Below are 16,504 nucleotides of genomic sequence, written 5' to 3'. Positions count from 1 at the left end.
CAAATTTTTATCGGGACTTGCAAGCATTGGCATGTCATTTGCTTCTTTTTGTGTATGTACGGCATACGCAATTTTGAACAAGTGAGGGGGAAGCAGCATGCCAGAAGTTTTATTTCGAGTTGACTTGAACAAACCGATGGAGGAGCAGGATACACCTGGTCACAACAGATGGCACCCAGATATTCCAGCTACAGTTTCCGTGAATCCAGGAGCTGTTTTCCGCATGGAATGTAAGGACTGGACGGATGGGCAGGTCGCTAACAACGATGACCCTTCCGACATTCGGGATGTCAATCTCAATCGCGTCCATGTGCTCAGTGGACCTGTCTGGGTGAATGGAGTAGAACCAGGCGACCTCTTGGTTGTCGATATTCTCGATATCGGGGCACTCCCCCAATCGGAATGGGGCTTTAATGGGATTTTTGCCAAAGAAAACGGCGGGAGCTTCCTCGTCGATCATTACTCGCAAGCGGCCAAGTCGATCTGGGACTTCCACGGCATTTACACGACCTCTCGCCATTTGCCAGGAGTCAAATTTGCTGGCATTCTTCATCCAGGCTTGATCGGTACGGCACCTTCCCACCAGCTATTGGATCGCTGGAACCGAAGAGAGAGCGACCTCGTAGCGACAAATCCTGAACGAATGCCGCCACTCGCGAATTTGCCGACCCCGCACAGTGCTGTGTTGGGTAGTCTAAAAGGAGCAGAGTTTGATCGGATTGCCAGAGAAGCGGCTCGAACAGTTCCCCCTCGCGAGCATGGCGGAAACTGCGATATTAAAAACTTGTCCAAAGGCACTCGTATCTACTTCCCGGTTTATGTAAATGGAGCGAAGCTGTCCATGGGCGATTTACATTTTTCGCAAGGAGACGGAGAAGTGACCTTCTGCGGCGGAATTGAAATGGCTGGTTGGCTGGATCTTCATGTGGACGTAATCAAGGGCGGGATGGCGAAGTATAACATCGTGAACAACCCTGTATTCAAGCCCGGTCCAGTAGAGCCTCGCTATACGGAATACCTCGTTTTCGAAGGGATTTCCGTCCATGAGACGACAGGGCAGCAGCTGTACATGGATGCGCATGTCGCTTATCGCAATGCCTGCCTGAATGCCATCGAGTATTTGAAAACAGCGATGGGTTTCACGGGGGAGCAGGCGTACATGCTGCTGGGAACGGCACCGGTGGAGGGAAGAATTGCGGGGATCGTCGATATTCCGAACGCGTGCTGCACCTTGTCTATCCCGACAAGTATTTTTGATCGAGATATTTTGCCGAAGTAGCCAAGAAAAAGACCGCGAAGAAGGAGCCAAATACGATGCCGAGATACGATTACATGTGCGAGGAATGTGGTCCATTTGTTCAGTGGTTGAAGATGAGCGAGTTGACAGAGAGCGTTGCTTGCCCCGATTGCCAGCAACCGTCCAAGCGTTTGTATGCTGCACCAGGATTGATCATGACACCGCAAGCGCTGCGCCAACGGATCGAGCGTGGTGTGGAACCGAAAATTGTACGGAAACAATCGCATTCCCATGAAGGAGCAGGGTGTAGCCACAGCCACGGTAGTCAGGCACATCGGGGACATACCCACAGCCGTGGAGGTAAACGCCCTTGGATGGTAGGGCATTAAACGGAAATGATAAAAAGGGCGTTCATTCAGTCTCCATCTGTCTGAATAAACGCCCCTTTGCTATTACCGCAGATATCCTCCGTTGTTGATGTCAAAAGTCGCTCCGGTGTAATGCTTGGACTTCTCCGATAACAGGAAAACAACGGTATCCGCCACGTCCGCAGGCAATACAGGGCTGTCGATGAGGCCATGAGCGAGATATTCTGCCCGACGCCACTCTGGAATGGTGTCCATCATCGGTGTAGCAACCATGGTGGGTGCAACCGCATTGACCCGGATGTAGGGAGCGAAGTTCATCGCGCAGCTTTTCGTCAAGCCGAGAATCGCCGCCTTCGAGGTTCCATAGACCGCATCCGAGCTGCCCTCTAGTCCGGATACAGAGGACAGGTTGACGATCGTTCCACGTTTTTTGGCAGGAAAAAGCAACTTCCCGAACATCTGTGAGAAATAAATGTATCCTTTTATATTAATCGCAAGCACTTTTTCAATCGTTTCGAAGTCGTAGTCCAGTACGTTTTTCGCTAGGTAAATGCCTGCGTTATTGACGAGACTGGTACAATCCGCATGCTCTGCCTCGATATGCGCAAAAAAAGCCGCGACCTCCTCATATTTGCTAACATCCACACAATACGTATGTAGTCTTTCTTCTCGATCCATCTCTTCTTCCAGTGCGAGCATGGCTTCCTGATTGAGGTCACACGCGATGACAGCGGCCCCTTCTTGTAGGCATTGCATTACTACGGCTTTCCCGATCCCAGAAGCTGCTCCCGTTACAATTACTTTTTGATTGCTCAGCATACCTGTACCTCTTTCTGTCTGTGATTTAGTAGAAACATAGGTAGAAAATATGAGATGCTTTGTTAACATATAAGATTATTTTGAAATATTTGTCTACAAGGAAAGTAAAACGTCGAGTGGTCATCTTGATGATCGTTAGGCGTTTTTTTGCTTTTTCTCACTCAAGTGCAATTGCAGTTTTGTCAGGTCTCTCGTACAATTGGTGAGAATTATTATCAATAGATTGTTACATCATGATGTAAGAGGAGTTAGTTATGGGAAAAACAGACACCTATCGTGATCCGAATGTCATCACTGTAAACGATGTGCAAGTTTTGTCCATTTCAAAAGAATGGAAACTTGTAGAAGCGAGAGATAGAAGCGAGCAATTCATTATTTTGGTAATAGAGGGCAGGGCGTCGTTTCGGTTGGATCAGACAGGAGGGATGCTTAACCAGGGAGATTTCATGGTCATCTCTCTAGAGGATATGCAGGAAGGGCTCGCCCTTTTGCCCATTACGGAGAACATCTATGTTTGTTACGTGGCGCTTTTTGCTGCTCATGCCAGAAAAGAAAGGGATGGCTGGCTCATAAACGAAGTGATGCTTCCGATCCAGGGAAAGCACCATATCGAAACAATCTCCTTGATTCACCATCATATCGAACAATTGCATCTGGCATGGCGAAAAGATCACTTCGATCAGCCAGCCATGCAAATTCTTTTTTTGAAGCTATGGCAAGCTATTATGGATGGAGTCACGCTGCAAGAGAAAAAAACAGATCGTCAGCAACTTCTTCAAGGGATCGCTGAACATATGGAGCAACATTGTGAGGAGACTTTTCAGATCGAGGAGATGGCTCGCTACTCAGGAATGACGCCAACCCTTTTCTATCAGCAGTTTAAGGAGTACACCTCGCTCACTCCCTTGCAATTCATCAATCGGAAACGAATGGAGAAGGCCTGTCAGCTTCTGGTGGCGGAGGACGTGATGATTCCTGAGGTAGCTAATGAAGTGGGCTATCGGGATGTGTACTATTTCAGTCGGATGTTTAAAAAGATAGTTGGCGTTCCTCCTTATCGCTTTAAGAAATCGTTACAAAAGAAAATCGCCGTACTCCATCCAGCAATCATTGGTGATCTGCTCGCATTGGGGGTCTCGATCCAACAACTAATCCCTGTTTGGGAAAAGCATCGGCAAAAGAGGCCGTACTCCCAGATGGAAGCAGCCACGCTGGAATTTGACTTGTACCGTCTACACCAGATGGAGCCGGATTTGATTGTGGGTACAGATCAGGTTGCACCTTGGTTTGAACAATTGGAAGCCATTGCACCGACCTTGCTCATTCCTTTCAAAACAACGACCTGGCGGGATCATTTGCAGCAGGTAGCTGCCATGCTGGGAATTGCAGAAGTGGCGACGAGTTGGCTCTATTACTATGATCAAAAAGCAGTTGCAGCCCGCGAGCGTATTCGCAAAAAAATTGGGAATGAAACCGTTATGGCAGTGAGGGCTTGGGATGGTGGAGCCCGTATTTTTGGTGCGAGAAGGCGGAAAATTTCCGATATTTTGTACGGAGACCTCCAGGTAAGACCCCCTGTGGGAACCGATAATTTTGCCTTTCTGGATATCGTGAGCCTAGATGAGCTTCATGATTTTCAGGCTGATCATATTCTGCTTTTTGATGAAAGGAAAATTCGAACAGATGTACGCAAGCATCGTTTGAAAGGGAATGTACATCGAGCTGGGGTATATCCTTGGCTGCATTATTCGGCACTCGGCCATGAGCAAGCCATATCAGAGGCGCTCACGCATCTTGCAGAGTCACAGGAATGTACAAAAAAGGAATCAGGTTCTTCAATTTTCTTGCGGCCACAAGTTTGTGATAATGATTGAGAATGAGTATCACTATTGTTGGAGGGAACGAGATGAAGTCACCATTGTATCCGATTGCACAAGCGATCCGTGACCGCAGAACCATAAAGAAATTCAAACCAGACCCGATTCCACTGGAACTGATTCGTGAGTTGCTGGATGTAGCTATCTGGGCACCTAACCACGGACTGCGGGAGCCTTGGCGATTCGTTCTGTATAGGGAGGAAGGCAAGCGGATTGTCGTCGATGCTATTCTTCAAAACGCCATGAAAAAAAGAGATCCGGAATTACTCTTACGCGTCCCGGCTTATCTATTCGTTATCGTAAATGAAGACTCTCGGCAAAGAGAACGGGAAGAGGACTATGCGGCAGCCTGCACCTTGATTCAAAACTTTCAACTGGCGGCGTGGGAGCGGGGACTGGGCGTCGTTTGGAAAACGGAACCGTTCACGTATCAAGCAGGATTTTTGCAAGCGGTAGGAGTACGTGCGGAGGAAAAACTCGTAGGAATGCTTCAGCTTGGATTTCCGGAGGTCATCCCGGAAGCACGAGCGAGAACGGCTGCAAGCGACAAGCTGACCGTGATCCATTCGAACGTTGCTCTGGAGGATAAGAAGGGAAATGTCACTGTCACAGCCGATCGCTAAAAATGCTTCGCTTCGAACTAGGCCGTGGATGGCGACCGTGTTGATTGTTGCGGGGATTTGCGCCATCTTGTTCGGACTAGGTTCATCCATTATCACGGGAGTGGCTAACATCTCGTTTTCCACCGTTTGGAACTCGATTTTTCACTATGATTCTAGCAACGAGCATCACGTCATTATTCAAACACTGCGAATGCCCCGTGCCTTGGCAGGAGCGCTGGTAGGAGCTGCTTTTGCCGTAGCGGGAGCCATTATGCAAGGAGTCACGAGAAATCCGATTGCCGATACGGGCTTGATGGGCATTAATGCAGGGGCTGGATTCGTGCTCGTACTCGTTTTTGCTTTTGCACCAGGACTCCCTTTTGAGTCTATTATTCTCTTTTCTTTTATCGGAGCGGGTTTGGGGGTAGGGCTTGTTTATGGACTGGCCTATTTTTCCAAAAACGGTTTGACCCCCTTGCGGCTCGCGTTGGCAGGGGCAGTCGTCAGCTCAATCATATCAGGGATTAGTCAGGCGATTTCCCTCCTCTTTCAGATCAACTACGACCTGGCATTCTGGTCAGCAGGGGGGATCTCTACAGCGGAGTGGTTTCAAGTATCCGTCATGATGCCATGGATTGTGGGAGGAATCATTGTGGCCATGATCTTATCTCGCTCCATTACCATTTTGAGTCTGGGAGAAGAGATCGCAGCAGGACTCGGACAAAAGACTAGGCTGGTGAAGGGGTTGTCGGCGGTTGTCGTCATGGTGCTGGCAGGTGCTTCGGTCTCAACGGTTGGCGGTGTTGGATTTGTCGGTCTCGTCGTCCCACATATCGTTCGTTTTCTGGTCGGGGTTGATTACCGCTGGATTATTCCTTGTTCGGCAGTTATGGGAGGCGTTTTGGTTGTTTTTGCAGATATCGGAGCCAAAATGATAGCGATGCCCTACGAGACACCGCTTGGCGCCATTATCGCTGTCATCGGAGTCCCTTTTTTCCTGTACCTGGCACGTAAGGAAAGGAGGGAGTGGTAGTGGACATCGATCTATTTTCCCAAAAAAGAAAAAGCCGTAGTGTCCGACTGATCCTTCTTTTCGCGGTACTTTTGATTGTCGGGTTTGTCTTGAGTTTGAACACGGGACCGTACAGTATTGGGCCGATTGAGGTGTTGCAGACGTTGCTGGGGGAGGGGTCGAAAAAGCAGAATCTCGTGTTGTTTGAGCTGAGGCTTCCTCGCATGGTGATTGCGGTCATGATTGGGGCTGGGCTGGCTGTATCGGGAGCGATTTTGCAAGGAATCTCTCGCAATGGTCTGTCTGACCCCGGCATTCTTGGAATCAGTTCAGGTGCTGGACTGGCCGTCTTGTTGTTCGTCTCTCTTTATCCTGCGACGAACATGGCTCCGCCTTTTTTGATGCCGTTTCTCGCACTCATCGGTGCCACTGTCACAGCAGCCATCATCTATATGCTTGCATACAAGAAGGGGTGCGGCATATCTCCTACCCGTCTCTTGCTTACAGGGATTGCAGTAGGGGCGGGACTTAGTGCCATCAGCATAATTTTGACACTTCAGTTGAATCCGCGAAACCTCGAGTTTGTCGTCACTTGGCAAATGGGATCATTGTGGGGTTCCAATTGGAAGTTCGTGCTGGCACTTATGCCGTGGATGGTGATCCTGCTGCCGTACGTGTATCGGAAGGCAAAGGTGCTGAACCTGCTCAGTATGAACGAACAAATTGCAGCAAGTCTGGGCGTATCTCTTCAACGCGAGCGACTGGCCTTGATGGCGGGAGCGGTTGGTCTGGCTGCGTCGAGTGTAGCGACAGGCGGAGGCATAGGGTTTATCGGCTTGCTTGGTCCGCATATCGCGCGCAGATTGGTCGGACCCCAGCATCAATACATGCTGCCCATTACGGCGCTCGTCGGTTCATTGCTCGTATTGGCCGGGGATACGATAGGGCGAAGCATCATGCCAGCTACAGAAGTACCAGCGGGTATTGTCATTTCCCTCATTGGGGGGCCTTATTTTCTGTATTTGTTGATCCGGACAAAAGGGTAAAACACGTTTGAAATCAGGAGATGAAAAAAGGAGTTCAATCGATATGAAAAAGAAATTATCAGGCATTCTGTCCGTAATCATAGCAACAGCCGTCATGGCGGGGTGCGGAGCAGGACAGGTGACTACAGACACAAACGCTAATAATAAAGTACAAACGGCTAAGGCGGGAGCAGCACAGCCCGATACAAAAGGGACAGGGGAGCCTGTATATCCGAGAACCATCAAGCATGCGATGGGGGAAGTCACACTGGAGAAGAAGCCGGAGCGTGTCGCTTCTGTCGATATCATGGGAACAGATTACTTCCTCGTGCTAGATTTTGCTCCGATTGTATCGGAAGGCTTTGAGTCGACGAAAAGTAAATCACCCATTTTTGCGAAGTATGCAGAAGGGAAAACGGTGAAGGATTTGGGTGGAAAAACGAATTTGGAGACCTTGTTGGAGATGGACCCAGAGGTTATTGTCATGACAAGCACCGGAAAAGGCTCCAGATATGAGGAATTCAACAAAATGGCTAATTCCATCGTCATTGATTTCTCAGTGGATGCACCCACCCGGCTCATGAAAATAGCTGAAGTGATTGGCAAAGAAGAAAAGGCGAAGCAAGTTTTGGCCGATTTTGATCAGCTGAAAAACGAAGCAAAAGCAGCAGCAGACAAGCATAAAGGAGAAACGGCGCTATTCCTCGTTTCCAATGGTAAGGATTTTACAGTGATGCATCCCAAAAACTTTCCGATTTACTATGAGGAAGTGGGACTAACACCGATAGCAGGATTGCCCGAGGATGGCAAGATTGGGGGGCGTATCGGAATTGAGGCGTTGAGTGAGCTCGCTCCTGATCATATCTTTATTGCTGAGAACCGTCGTTCGGCGAAAGCAGAGGAGCCGGAAGGGTTGATTCATATCTGGAAGGAGCATCCTGTCTGGAAAAACCTCAAAGCAGTGAAAAACAACCATGTTTACACGATGGATACACTCGCGGGCGATACGTTCTTCCTGGGAGAAATCGCTGGATTGGAAGCCATTAAGAACAATCTCGGAAAATAGAAATTTACTACTGCTCATTCTGAGAATCATTCCATACAAGCGCCTTTTGCTCCAGTGCTTTTGCAAGTGAATCTTTCCCTTTTACTCCTTTTTCAATGAATGGTTTATCGTAAACATATATGTTCCGTAAAAATAAAGTGTTAGACTGGCGCCAGTTATTCAACGGCAGGATAGCATGGTTTGGAATGGGGTTGGCGGTAAAAATGAAGCAGGAGAACATGCTGATGAGGGTGCAAAATTTTATCAAAACTCTTTTTCTTTAAAGTACACATAAGGCTTACCACCTTCGATAGTAGTAACACCCGCGAACGATCGGCAGCCTTTGCTCACGAGCAGGATAGCTCAATAAGTTTCCTGAATGCATGTTCTTGAAGTAATACTCAGAGATAGTCGGACAACCACTACGCCAGTTTGAAAAGTGAAAAAAGGCCCGAAACCCCACATAACACTAAGTTCACAATGCAGGCTTGCAGACCTTGGGACTGGCAGAGTTTTTGGCAAAGGTGCGGATCAAGTTGGATATATCTTTTGTACGTCGGACGTCCTGAATAACAGAACGTTCTACGAAATTGCAAGGAAGCATATTGGCAGGGTGAGTTGTTAAGAAACGCTTTAAAGAAAACGTTAACTGAAAAATATAAATAGCATAGAAGGCGGTAATTTATGAACTCGCTAACTAAAGAAACGGTGGATGAATTATTGGCAGCAATGGACGCTTATAAAGTAATTGCGCAAGAACTCATTGACAAATTAATATTGGAAACGAACCAGCCTGAAAAATCAGAGATAATAAAAGGAAGTTACTACTTACTTTCAAATGCGGAATTACTAAACGATGAAGAACATTTAACCGGTAATTGGTACTTTGATGTTCATGGAGAGCATTGCATGTTTGAAAACTTAGATACTGGACAAAAACTGGAGGTTTCCCTCGGGAATACAGACGATATTGGAAATGTGGATCCCTCCTTTTTTTATGACTTCTTGAAAACAACTGAGAATTTTAAACACTTAATTCAATATTTTGAAAATCCATTTGGTGATATGTTGAATTTTTTTGAAGGATTAGAAAAGCGAAAAATACTTATACATATTCACGGTGTTGAATACAGAAAGATTCTTCGGAATGAATAATAATTTTGGTTCGTGAATAAGAGGCCTGAAATGATGTATCAGTCATCAATAAACGATTTATGGATACGATAGATAGCTCAATAAGCCAGGCCAGTCTAATACTTTATTTTCTCTGAACAATATAAGAAGCACTCTACAAGATTAGTAGAGTGCTTTTTTTCATTTCCGATTGACTGATTCCGTATAGGCATTAGAGTTAGCTTGGGTTGCTTGTGTAGTCAATTGGATACGTGCTGGGTTTTTCACTTCCAAGGTCATAACGGACATGACGACCGTTTGCATGGTGACGATAAAATAGATTCAAAAAAAGATGTTTTTCAAAAGTGGTGATTCCACGGAAAAATCGTTTCTCCTTCTCATGTAAGAAAAATTGAAAGTAGTTAGAAACGATATGTATTACACTGCCATTCACGCTCTCTTTCGTATGTCATCGAGTCGGCTGTTGACCTCTCGATTGCTTTTATTATACGGATAAAAGCGGAAAGCACGCAAAAGCGCGGGTGTTCCATCTGCGTCGATTTACAGCCGAAATGGATCGTTTTTGCTAGTAGAAAACACTCGCTCTTTTTGTTAATCGCTGTGGCTCACCGGCAATCATGAATTCTGTAAGAGGTCTCATCTATTTTCTCATCAATTTCTAATCTCTCTCTTTTTTTTCCTTCATCTGTCCTTTTTATGATAAAGGAGATCAAACAAAACCAGTCGCAAAAAGGAGCGAGATCATATGAAAAAAGTAGTCATGACCATGGTAGGAGCACTGATTGTAGGGAGCCTCAGCGTAACAGCCTTTGCACATAGCAATCAATATTACAGCGTACCGCAAAAGAACACTTCTACCGTCTACCTGCAAATCGACGATGATGTGAAACACAACTGGGCGAAGCTCGTGCGCATCACGCCTGAAAAAGCACTGAAAAAAGTTCGGGAGGCACAGTCTGGCGTTATTACTGAATGGAAATTGGATGACGAGGACGGTTTTCTCGTATACAAAGCAGAGATCAAAAACAATCACCAAGAATTTGACGTTTACGTCGATGCGATGACTGGTGAGGTGTGGCAAACAGTTGACCACGATTACGACGATGATCATGACGACGACAACGACGATCAGTGGAACAAACAACAAGTGAAAATCAGTGTAGAGCAAGCGAAAAAAATCGCTTTGGCTAAAGTGAGCGGCACCATCAAATCCATCAAGCTGGATGAAGACGATAACCACTATGTGTATGAAGTGGAAGTGAAAACGGCTAAAGGACAGGAAGTAGATTTGGAGATTTCCGCTACAACAGGTGCTGTACTGGATGTAGACTGGGACGATTAATCGATTCCGCTATCTTTCTCAACCGACCCATTAATCTGTAAAGGGTCGGTTTTTTTGTGCCAGGGCTTCTAAAAATTCCATTGCTTCTTGAGCCGTAGGTATCTTTCGGACATTCTCTTCGGAAAATTGCTGGGCTTGCGGATAGTTCGTGGAAGCGATTTGTTTTGCGGCTGCCTCTACGTCATAGGGTGTAAAGCGATGTTCGTAGCTGTCACCATCAAGCAGTAACCAGTATGCACCTGGTTTGTCGGCAAACGGCATGCCCACACTTCCAGCATTGAGAATACGTAAATCGCCAAGGCGACGTTCAAATTGGACATGTGTATGACCACAGATGACTGTTCGTTGCTGTGTCCCCTCAAAGTAAGTGGCAACGATTGCATCCGATGTAAGGGGAGTGAAAATATCTTCATCATTGGTGGGAATGGCGTGGCAGAAAAGTACGTCCTCGTAATCCTCTCGTATTAACGTGTAGGTAAGTGGGAGTTGTGCCAGAAAGTCACAATGAGAGCGGCTCAATTGCTCCGCAACCCATGACGTGATTTCCCGCACAGAATCGGACATTTCCAAGGTCAGAGCCACACCGTCAAAAGTGAGTACGACTTCACGATCACCATTACCTCGGATGAATTGCACAGGTGTATCCAATCACTCTCATTTCACTTCGCCTCCCATTTATTTCCGAATGATCTTCAAAACCTTATTTCCAACGATCCAATTTGAACCTATAATGTATCTTGGGCATATCCTCTAAGCTATGGTATAATTTTGACGCCAAATTACGATTAAGGAGTATGGATGATGGAAAAAAAATTAATCTTCGGTCATAAAAATCCAGACACAGATTCCATTTGTTCAGCACTTGTGTATGCTGACTTGAAAACAAAATTGGGCGCGAATGTAGAGCCTGTTCGCCTGGGTGTAATCAGCAGCGAAACAGCATTTGTGTTGAATTACTTCCAAGTAAAAGAGCCACGCCTCGTAGAAACAGTGGCGAATGAAGTAAATGAAGTCATCCTTGTAGACCACAACGAGCGCCAACAAAGCGCGAATGATATTGAGCAAGTGCAAGTGGTAGAAGTGATCGACCATCACCGTATTGCGAACTTTGAGACGAGCAATCCTCTCTACTTCCGTGCAGAGCCTGTTGGATGCACCACAACCATTTTGAAGAAAATGTACAAAGAAAACGGCGTAGACATTCCAAAAGAGATGGCGGGCTTGATGCTTTCTGCTATCATTTCGGATACGTTGCTGTTGAAATCTCCAACTTGCACGGAGCAAGATGTAGCTGCTGCACACGAGCTGGCTGGAATCGCGGGTGTTGATTTGCAAGCATACGGTCTGGACATGCTCAAAGCGGGAGCAGACCTGAGCGACAAAACAATCGCACAACTGCTCACGTTGGATGCAAAAGAGTTCCAAATGGGTAATGCGAAGGTAGAAATCGCGCAAGTAAATGCGGTGGACGTAAATGATGTACTTGCACGCCAAGGAGAACTGGAAGCGGCTATGAATGCAAACATCGCTGAAAAAGGTTTGGATTTGTTCGTGTTTGTTGTAACGGATATCTTGAATAACGACTCTGTTGCGATCGCTCTCGGCAGCGCAACTCAAGCAGTAGAAAAAGCGTACCAAGTAACATTGGTGGACAACAAAGCTGTTCTGAAGGGCGTTGTCTCCCGTAAGAAGCAAATCGTACCGGTATTGACTGATACATTCCAAGCTCTGTAAGAAACAAAGATGGCTGCCCATGCACAAGTTGCGGGCAGCCATTTTTTATTTTACATGCCTTGGTCAGGGTTGTTGTGCATCTGGAACAAGGTTTGCTGGTTATAAGCATCGTCACTGTAATGGGTGATGGCATGTTTATCTCTCGCTTTGAGACTAAGCAGACCTGTTAATCCCCATCCGGCACCGAGTACCGCTACAATGAAGCCGAAGACATAGAGCATTGAAATCCCCCCTTGTATGGCTTTCTCTATATTTTAGCAAATTATGAAAATAGAGTAACGCTAATTTTTTGATGAAAATGTGTTTGACATTGACGGTCCGTAAATGTGTACGATCAATTTGTCAGGAGGAATGAACATGGAATATACGGTGCAAAAGCTAGGACTCCTGGCGGGTGTCAGCACCCGGACGCTCCGATACTACGATGAAATTGACCTTCTCAAGCCGGCGAGAGTCAATTCGTCAGGGTATCGCATTTACGGACAGCAAGAGGTTGATCGATTGCAGCAAATCCTTTTTTACCGCGAGCTGGGGGTGAGCTTGGAGGAGATCAAGGAGATCCTGGATTCACCAACCTTTGATGCTGAACGGGCACTGCGGGAGCACCGCGAGAAGCTCCTGGAAAGGCGAACGCAATTGGATGCGTTAATCGCCAATGTCGATTTGACATTAGCACAAAGAGAGGGGACCAAAACGATGAGTGACAAACAAAAATTTGAAGGCTTCAAGCAAAAGTTGATTGACGACAACGAGGCCCAGTACGGAGAAGAAATTCGCTCAAAATATGGAAGTGACCAGGTTGACAAATCCAATCTGAAAATCAAAGGAATGACCGAGCAGGAGTACGCTACACTTGAAAAGTTGAATGAAGAACTGCATGAGACGTTGGCGCAGGCTTTTTCGACAGGTGATCCTGCTCATGAATTGGCGCAAAAAGCAGCGGATCTTCACCGTCAATGGCTGAGCTTTTATTGGGACAGCTACAGCAAAGATGCGCACGCAGGTGTTGCCCAGATGTACGTCGAAGACCCGCGCTTCACGGCCTATTACGACAAGGAACAGCCTGGTGTTGCCGAGTTTCTCAAAGATGCAGTGGTCATTTATACGAGTAAGTAAAGAGATTTAAAAAAAGAAGCTGCGAGAGGGCAGCTTCTTTTCGTTTTACTTTTAGTTATCTCCACCTACTGCGGGAAAAAGCTTTTGCCCCAATGGGGTTGGCAATCCATCCATGCTTACTACGTTGTTTTCCTTTTGATAATCAAGCAGTTCTTGCTCGTCTTTCGCCAAGGTCCATTTCTGAAGGGTGTCGCGTTCTTTTGAATAGGAATAGAAAGGGATAGCCCAGCCGCAAGAGGTCTTTACTTCCTGTATGTTGACGGTAATGATTTGACGAGCGCCGGGCAGAAGCGGAAAGTCTTTTACGAGCTCATTCCACCGAGGCGTATCTGGGAGAATAACCGTTCCTTTGCCGAATAGGCGCATGATGAGAGGGGGGCCTTCAAACGCACAGAACATGAGAGTAATCCTGCCATTTTCCTGCAGATGAGCGCTGGTTTCGTTTCCACTTCCAGTCAGGTCTAAATAGGCGACCTCGTTAGGCGATACTATGCGAAAAGAATCGTACCCTTTCGGTGAAAGATTCACGTGACCATTTGTGTCCATTGGAGCAGAGGCAACAAAGAACATCCGTTGCTTCTTGATAAATTTCTCATGCTCAGGTCGTAATTCAGAAAAAAGTTGACCCATTTTTGCACCCCTCCAGATAATGGAATCGATTTTGCTGCCCTCATATTATCATGAAAATATGAAGAATTTGTGTGATTCATCCCCAATCCCTACAAAATAGATGGTAAAGTGTAAATATTCCAACACAATGGCAACGCGAGACTTTTGACAAGGAGGAGTATTTACATGCAAGCAACAGAGCCAATTTACTTAGGGGAACGCATCCATTTAATAGACGGTTTCGATATGGGCTGGGCGGAACGCACGGGGACGTATGTAATCGCGGAAGAGGAGCTCACATTGGTAGAAACAGGACCAAGCCCCTCCGTCCCATACATCAAGGCCGGTCTCGCCAAGCTCGGTTATAAGCCGGAACAAGTCAAATACATCATCGTGACGCACATTCACTTGGATCATGCAGGAGGAGTAGGACTGTTTCTGAAGGATTGTCCGAACGCAAAGGTCGTTGTCCACCCGAAAGGTGCACGTCATCTCATAGATCCGAGCCGACTGATCGCAGGCGCGAGAGCGGTGTATCATGATGATTTTGATCGATTGTTTGATCCGATTGAGGCTGTTCTCGAGGAACGGATTTTGATTCGTGGGGACGGAGATACACTAAAGATCGGAGAGAATTGCGTATTGGAGTTTCTGGATTCGCCAGGGCATGCCAATCATCACTTCAGCATCTACGATCCAGTAAGCCGCGGCATGTTCACAGGTGATACGGCAGGTGTACTCTATCCACAGCTTAAAAAGGATGGCATACACCTCGTGCTGCCATCTACTTCGCCGAATCAGTTTGACCCGGATGCCATGTTAGCGTCTCTAAGCCGTTTTGAAGCGCACAAGCTGAGTCGCATTTACTTTGGTCATTTTGGGATGTCAGAGCAGGTAGATGACGTGTACCGCCAAATACGCGAGTGGCTCCCCGTGTTTGTGGCGGAAGGAAAGACAGCGCTTGTTGCTGGACAATCATACGATGAGCTGTCTCTTACGTTATTTGAACGAGTTTCGGATCATCTACAGTCACAAGGAATCAGCAGTGACCACGAAGTATTCGAAGTACTCAAGCTCGATTTACAAGTATGCTCCATGGGCATTCTCGATTATTTGGACAAACGAGGGAAATAGCCTGCCAAAAGCTTTACATTTGCCTGAACCTTTTGTTCAGGCGTTTTTCATTTTTAGCAGGCAAGAAAGTATTGGCTTATGTGTTTGTCATTCTTTTTTCATCCAAGGAATGCTATGATGTAGGATGAGTCATGGACTGTGACAATTTCAAACGTAACAGCAAATAGGTGCCTCGTCTTTTTAACGAAAAGATCGGGTGAAAAGGGAAGTCGGTGAAAATCCGACGCGGTCCCGCCACTGTAAATCGGCTCGTTCCTCAGCCGTAAGCCAGGAGACCTGCCTGTTTGTTTTAGTGCCTGTTGCCTTCGCGGAAAGGATCGGCCTATTTCAGGAAGCAGACCATCCTGTCTGTTTGCCCTGAGGTGCCGACCCTTTGATTTCCGAATGGAAGCAAGGGTCGATTTTTTTATTGGAAGGAACAGTCAATCAGACATGCAGAAAGGAAGTTCTACATATGAAACGTTCATTGCGATTCATGATCCCACTACTAGTTGCGGCTAGCCTCGCAGGTTGTGCGGGTAACGATAACAGCCAGCCAGCACCAGGGGGACAAACAAGCGCACCGCAGACAGCACCGCAAGAGAATGCGGTCGAGCAACCTGCAAAACAAACAACGTATCCATTGACCGTCAAGGATGCAACAGGAAAAGAAGTAACCTTTGCAAAAGCTCCTGAGCGAATCGTCTCTACATCACCTGCCGAGACAGAGATTTTGTTCGCATTAGGCTTGGAAGATCGGATCGTAGCTGTCTCAGACTATGATGATTATCCAGATGCGGCGAAGGCAAAACCGAAAATTGGCGGAGTCGTCAAACCAAATGAAGAAGCCATTCTCGCTCAAACGCCGGATATGGTCGTCGGTGGGATTTCGATGGAAAAGCCAGTGGCTGACAAGCTCAAATCTCTCGGAATGCCAGTCTATATTACCCATCCGACAAAGATGGATGACATCCTAAACAATGTTTTGGCGATGGGAGTTATCACGAACACACAGGAACAAGCCGAAAAAGTCGTCGCGCAAATGAAGAAAGACATCGCGTACGTTCAAGAAGCAGTGAAAAATGTAAAACCGGAAGAGAAGAAAAAGGTATACCTGGAATTTTCCCCAGGCTGGACAGTCGGAAAAGGTGAATTCATGGACGAACTCATCACCCTGGCTGGAGCAACAAACATTGCTTCCGACACCGAAGGGTGGAATCCGATCAGTGAAGAAAAGATTTTGCAAAACGATCCAGACGTCATTTTGTATGCGAGCGGAATTACCGATGAAAAGACGGGCATCAAGCTAGAGGATATGATCGCGAGTCGCAATGGCTGGGATAAAATGAAGGCGATCCGTGAAAAACAAATCTTTGGCATGGACCAAAATATTTTGTCTCGCCCTGGTCCGCGTATTACACAAGGCTTAATCGAAGTAGCCAAGGCGATTTACCCTGACTTGGTGAAATAA

The 16,504-nt window shown here is 46.7% G+C and carries 17 protein-coding genes and 1 riboswitch; of the genes, 13 read left to right on the top strand and 4 right to left on the bottom strand.

The annotated features are described in order from the left end of the window. The first annotated feature begins 97 nt into the window (after nt 1–97). Together fmdA and HP398_RS07190 are read left to right on the top strand one after the other, a co-directional pair. A complete protein-coding gene (gene fmdA / locus HP398_RS07195; protein WP_017250253.1) occupies nt 98–1,279 on the top strand; it encodes a formamidase in 1,182 nt (393 codons plus the stop codon). Nucleotides 1,280–1,314: 35 nt separating this feature from the next. After that, complete coding sequence (locus tag HP398_RS07190; RefSeq protein WP_017250252.1) at nt 1,315–1,626, top strand: FmdB family zinc ribbon protein; 312 nt, start codon at nt 1,315–1,317, stop codon at nt 1,624–1,626. Nucleotides 1,627–1,689: 63 nt separating this feature from the next. Here HP398_RS07190 and HP398_RS07185 read toward each other — a convergent pair whose 3' ends face one another. After that, the gene (locus tag HP398_RS07185; RefSeq protein WP_017250251.1) at nt 1,690–2,424 is read right to left on the bottom strand and encodes an SDR family NAD(P)-dependent oxidoreductase; all 735 of its coding nucleotides are present in this window, start codon (nt 2,422–2,424) and stop codon (nt 1,690–1,692) included. 254 nt (nt 2,425–2,678) lie between these two features. Between HP398_RS07185 and HP398_RS07180 the strand changes: the two genes are divergently transcribed. The 7 genes from HP398_RS07180 to HP398_RS07150 all read left to right on the top strand — a co-directional run bounded on the left by HP398_RS07180 (nt 2,679) and on the right by HP398_RS07150 (nt 10,461). Next, nucleotides 2,679–4,298, top strand: coding sequence for an AraC family transcriptional regulator (locus HP398_RS07180; RefSeq protein WP_173622245.1), 1,620 nt, complete (start codon nt 2,679–2,681; stop codon nt 4,296–4,298). A 32-nt stretch (nt 4,299–4,330) separates the two neighbouring features. Further along, nucleotides 4,331–4,924: a nitroreductase family protein gene (locus HP398_RS07175; protein ID WP_173622244.1), complete on the top strand. Its 594-nt coding sequence runs from the start codon at nt 4,331–4,333 to the stop codon at nt 4,922–4,924. Further along, a complete protein-coding gene (locus HP398_RS07170; protein ID WP_173622243.1) occupies nt 4,899–5,936 on the top strand; it encodes a FecCD family ABC transporter permease in 1,038 nt (345 codons plus the stop codon). Before HP398_RS07175 ends, HP398_RS07170 begins: the two co-directional genes overlap by 26 nt. After that, entirely contained in the window at nt 5,936–6,961 is a 1,026-nt protein-coding gene (locus HP398_RS07165; protein ID WP_017250247.1) for a FecCD family ABC transporter permease, read from the top strand. Before HP398_RS07170 ends, HP398_RS07165 begins: the two co-directional genes overlap by 1 nt. 43 nt (nt 6,962–7,004) lie before the next feature. Then, nucleotides 7,005–8,006 (top strand): ABC transporter substrate-binding protein, encoded by a 1,002-nt coding sequence (locus HP398_RS07160; RefSeq protein ID WP_173622242.1) that lies wholly within the window; start codon nt 7,005–7,007, stop codon nt 8,004–8,006. Nucleotides 8,007–8,669: 663 nt separating this feature from the next. After that, on the top strand, nt 8,670–9,140 hold the full coding sequence (locus HP398_RS07155; RefSeq protein WP_017250245.1) for a DUF6896 domain-containing protein: 471 nt from the start codon (nt 8,670–8,672) through the stop codon (nt 9,138–9,140). 724 nt (nt 9,141–9,864) lie between these two features. Further along, nucleotides 9,865–10,461 (top strand): PepSY domain-containing protein, encoded by a 597-nt coding sequence (locus HP398_RS07150; RefSeq protein WP_173622241.1) that lies wholly within the window; start codon nt 9,865–9,867, stop codon nt 10,459–10,461. A gap of 30 nt (nt 10,462–10,491) precedes the next feature. On the opposite strand, the gene HP398_RS07145 is transcribed toward HP398_RS07150, so the two are convergent. Further along, complete coding sequence (locus HP398_RS07145) at nt 10,492–11,109, bottom strand: metallophosphoesterase family protein (RefSeq protein WP_017250243.1); 618 nt, start codon at nt 11,107–11,109, stop codon at nt 10,492–10,494. A gap of 153 nt (nt 11,110–11,262) precedes the next feature. Between HP398_RS07145 and HP398_RS07140 the strand changes: the two genes are divergently transcribed. After that, complete coding sequence (locus HP398_RS07140; RefSeq protein ID WP_173622240.1) at nt 11,263–12,195, top strand: manganese-dependent inorganic pyrophosphatase; 933 nt, start codon at nt 11,263–11,265, stop codon at nt 12,193–12,195. 50 nt (nt 12,196–12,245) lie between these two features. On the opposite strand, the gene HP398_RS07135 is transcribed toward HP398_RS07140, so the two are convergent. Continuing rightward, nucleotides 12,246–12,416, bottom strand: coding sequence for a hypothetical protein (locus tag HP398_RS07135; RefSeq protein WP_017250241.1), 171 nt, complete (start codon nt 12,414–12,416; stop codon nt 12,246–12,248). A gap of 136 nt (nt 12,417–12,552) precedes the next feature. On the opposite strand from HP398_RS07135, the gene HP398_RS07130 reads away from it, so the two are divergent. Next, nucleotides 12,553–13,311, top strand: coding sequence for a MerR family transcriptional regulator (locus HP398_RS07130; RefSeq protein ID WP_173622239.1), 759 nt, complete (start codon nt 12,553–12,555; stop codon nt 13,309–13,311). 51 nt (nt 13,312–13,362) lie between these two features. On the opposite strand, the gene HP398_RS07125 is transcribed toward HP398_RS07130, so the two are convergent. Then, nucleotides 13,363–13,941 carry a pyridoxamine 5'-phosphate oxidase family protein gene (locus tag HP398_RS07125; RefSeq protein WP_173622238.1) on the bottom strand — a complete coding sequence of 193 codons (579 nt, stop codon included), beginning with the start codon at nt 13,939–13,941 and terminating at the stop codon, nt 13,363–13,365. 165 nt (nt 13,942–14,106) lie between these two features. Here HP398_RS07125 and HP398_RS07120 point away from each other — a divergent pair, with 165 nt between their 5' ends. Together HP398_RS07120 and HP398_RS07115 are read left to right on the top strand one after the other, a co-directional pair. Next, complete coding sequence (locus tag HP398_RS07120) at nt 14,107–15,054, top strand: MBL fold metallo-hydrolase (protein WP_017250238.1); 948 nt, start codon at nt 14,107–14,109, stop codon at nt 15,052–15,054. 148 nt (nt 15,055–15,202) lie between these two features. Beyond that, a riboswitch (cobalamin riboswitch) is annotated at nt 15,203–15,352 on the top strand. Between the two features lie 156 nt (nt 15,353–15,508). Beyond that, entirely contained in the window at nt 15,509–16,504 is a 996-nt protein-coding gene (locus tag HP398_RS07115) for an ABC transporter substrate-binding protein (protein WP_173622237.1), read from the top strand.

The organism is Brevibacillus sp. HB1.4B, from assembly GCF_013284285.1.
In the GTDB taxonomy this organism is placed as follows: Bacteria; Bacillota; Bacilli; order Brevibacillales; family Brevibacillaceae; genus Brevibacillus; species Brevibacillus porteri.
The sequence above is the reverse complement of the archived record's forward strand: the minus strand, read 5'-3'. Positions and strand labels throughout refer to the sequence as shown.

What these genes read in the sequence shown, in the direction of transcription:
- fmdA (WP_017250253.1), top strand. Translation starts at nt 98, where the DNA reads ATGCCAGAAGTTTTATTTCGAGTTGACTTGAACAAACCGATGGAGGAG.
- HP398_RS07190 (WP_017250252.1), top strand. Translation starts at nt 1,315, where the DNA reads ATGCCGAGATACGATTACATGTGCGAGGAATGTGGTCCATTTGTTCAG.
- HP398_RS07185 (WP_017250251.1), bottom strand. Translation starts at nt 2,424, where the DNA reads ATGCTGAGCAATCAAAAAGTAATTGTAACGGGAGCAGCTTCTGGGATC.
- HP398_RS07180 (WP_173622245.1), top strand. Translation starts at nt 2,679, where the DNA reads ATGGGAAAAACAGACACCTATCGTGATCCGAATGTCATCACTGTAAAC.
- HP398_RS07175 (WP_173622244.1), top strand. Translation starts at nt 4,331, where the DNA reads ATGAAGTCACCATTGTATCCGATTGCACAAGCGATCCGTGACCGCAGA.
- HP398_RS07170 (WP_173622243.1), top strand. Translation starts at nt 4,899, where the DNA reads ATGTCACTGTCACAGCCGATCGCTAAAAATGCTTCGCTTCGAACTAGG.
- HP398_RS07160 (WP_173622242.1), top strand. Translation starts at nt 7,005, where the DNA reads ATGAAAAAGAAATTATCAGGCATTCTGTCCGTAATCATAGCAACAGCC.
- HP398_RS07155 (WP_017250245.1), top strand. Translation starts at nt 8,670, where the DNA reads ATGAACTCGCTAACTAAAGAAACGGTGGATGAATTATTGGCAGCAATG.
- HP398_RS07150 (WP_173622241.1), top strand. Translation starts at nt 9,865, where the DNA reads ATGAAAAAAGTAGTCATGACCATGGTAGGAGCACTGATTGTAGGGAGC.
- HP398_RS07140 (WP_173622240.1), top strand. Translation starts at nt 11,263, where the DNA reads ATGGAAAAAAAATTAATCTTCGGTCATAAAAATCCAGACACAGATTCC.
- HP398_RS07135 (WP_017250241.1), bottom strand. Translation starts at nt 12,416, where the DNA reads ATGCTCTATGTCTTCGGCTTCATTGTAGCGGTACTCGGTGCCGGATGG.
- HP398_RS07130 (WP_173622239.1), top strand. Translation starts at nt 12,553, where the DNA reads ATGGAATATACGGTGCAAAAGCTAGGACTCCTGGCGGGTGTCAGCACC.
- HP398_RS07125 (WP_173622238.1), bottom strand. Translation starts at nt 13,941, where the DNA reads ATGGGTCAACTTTTTTCTGAATTACGACCTGAGCATGAGAAATTTATC.
- HP398_RS07120 (WP_017250238.1), top strand. Translation starts at nt 14,107, where the DNA reads ATGCAAGCAACAGAGCCAATTTACTTAGGGGAACGCATCCATTTAATA.
- HP398_RS07115 (WP_173622237.1), top strand. Translation starts at nt 15,509, where the DNA reads ATGAAACGTTCATTGCGATTCATGATCCCACTACTAGTTGCGGCTAGC.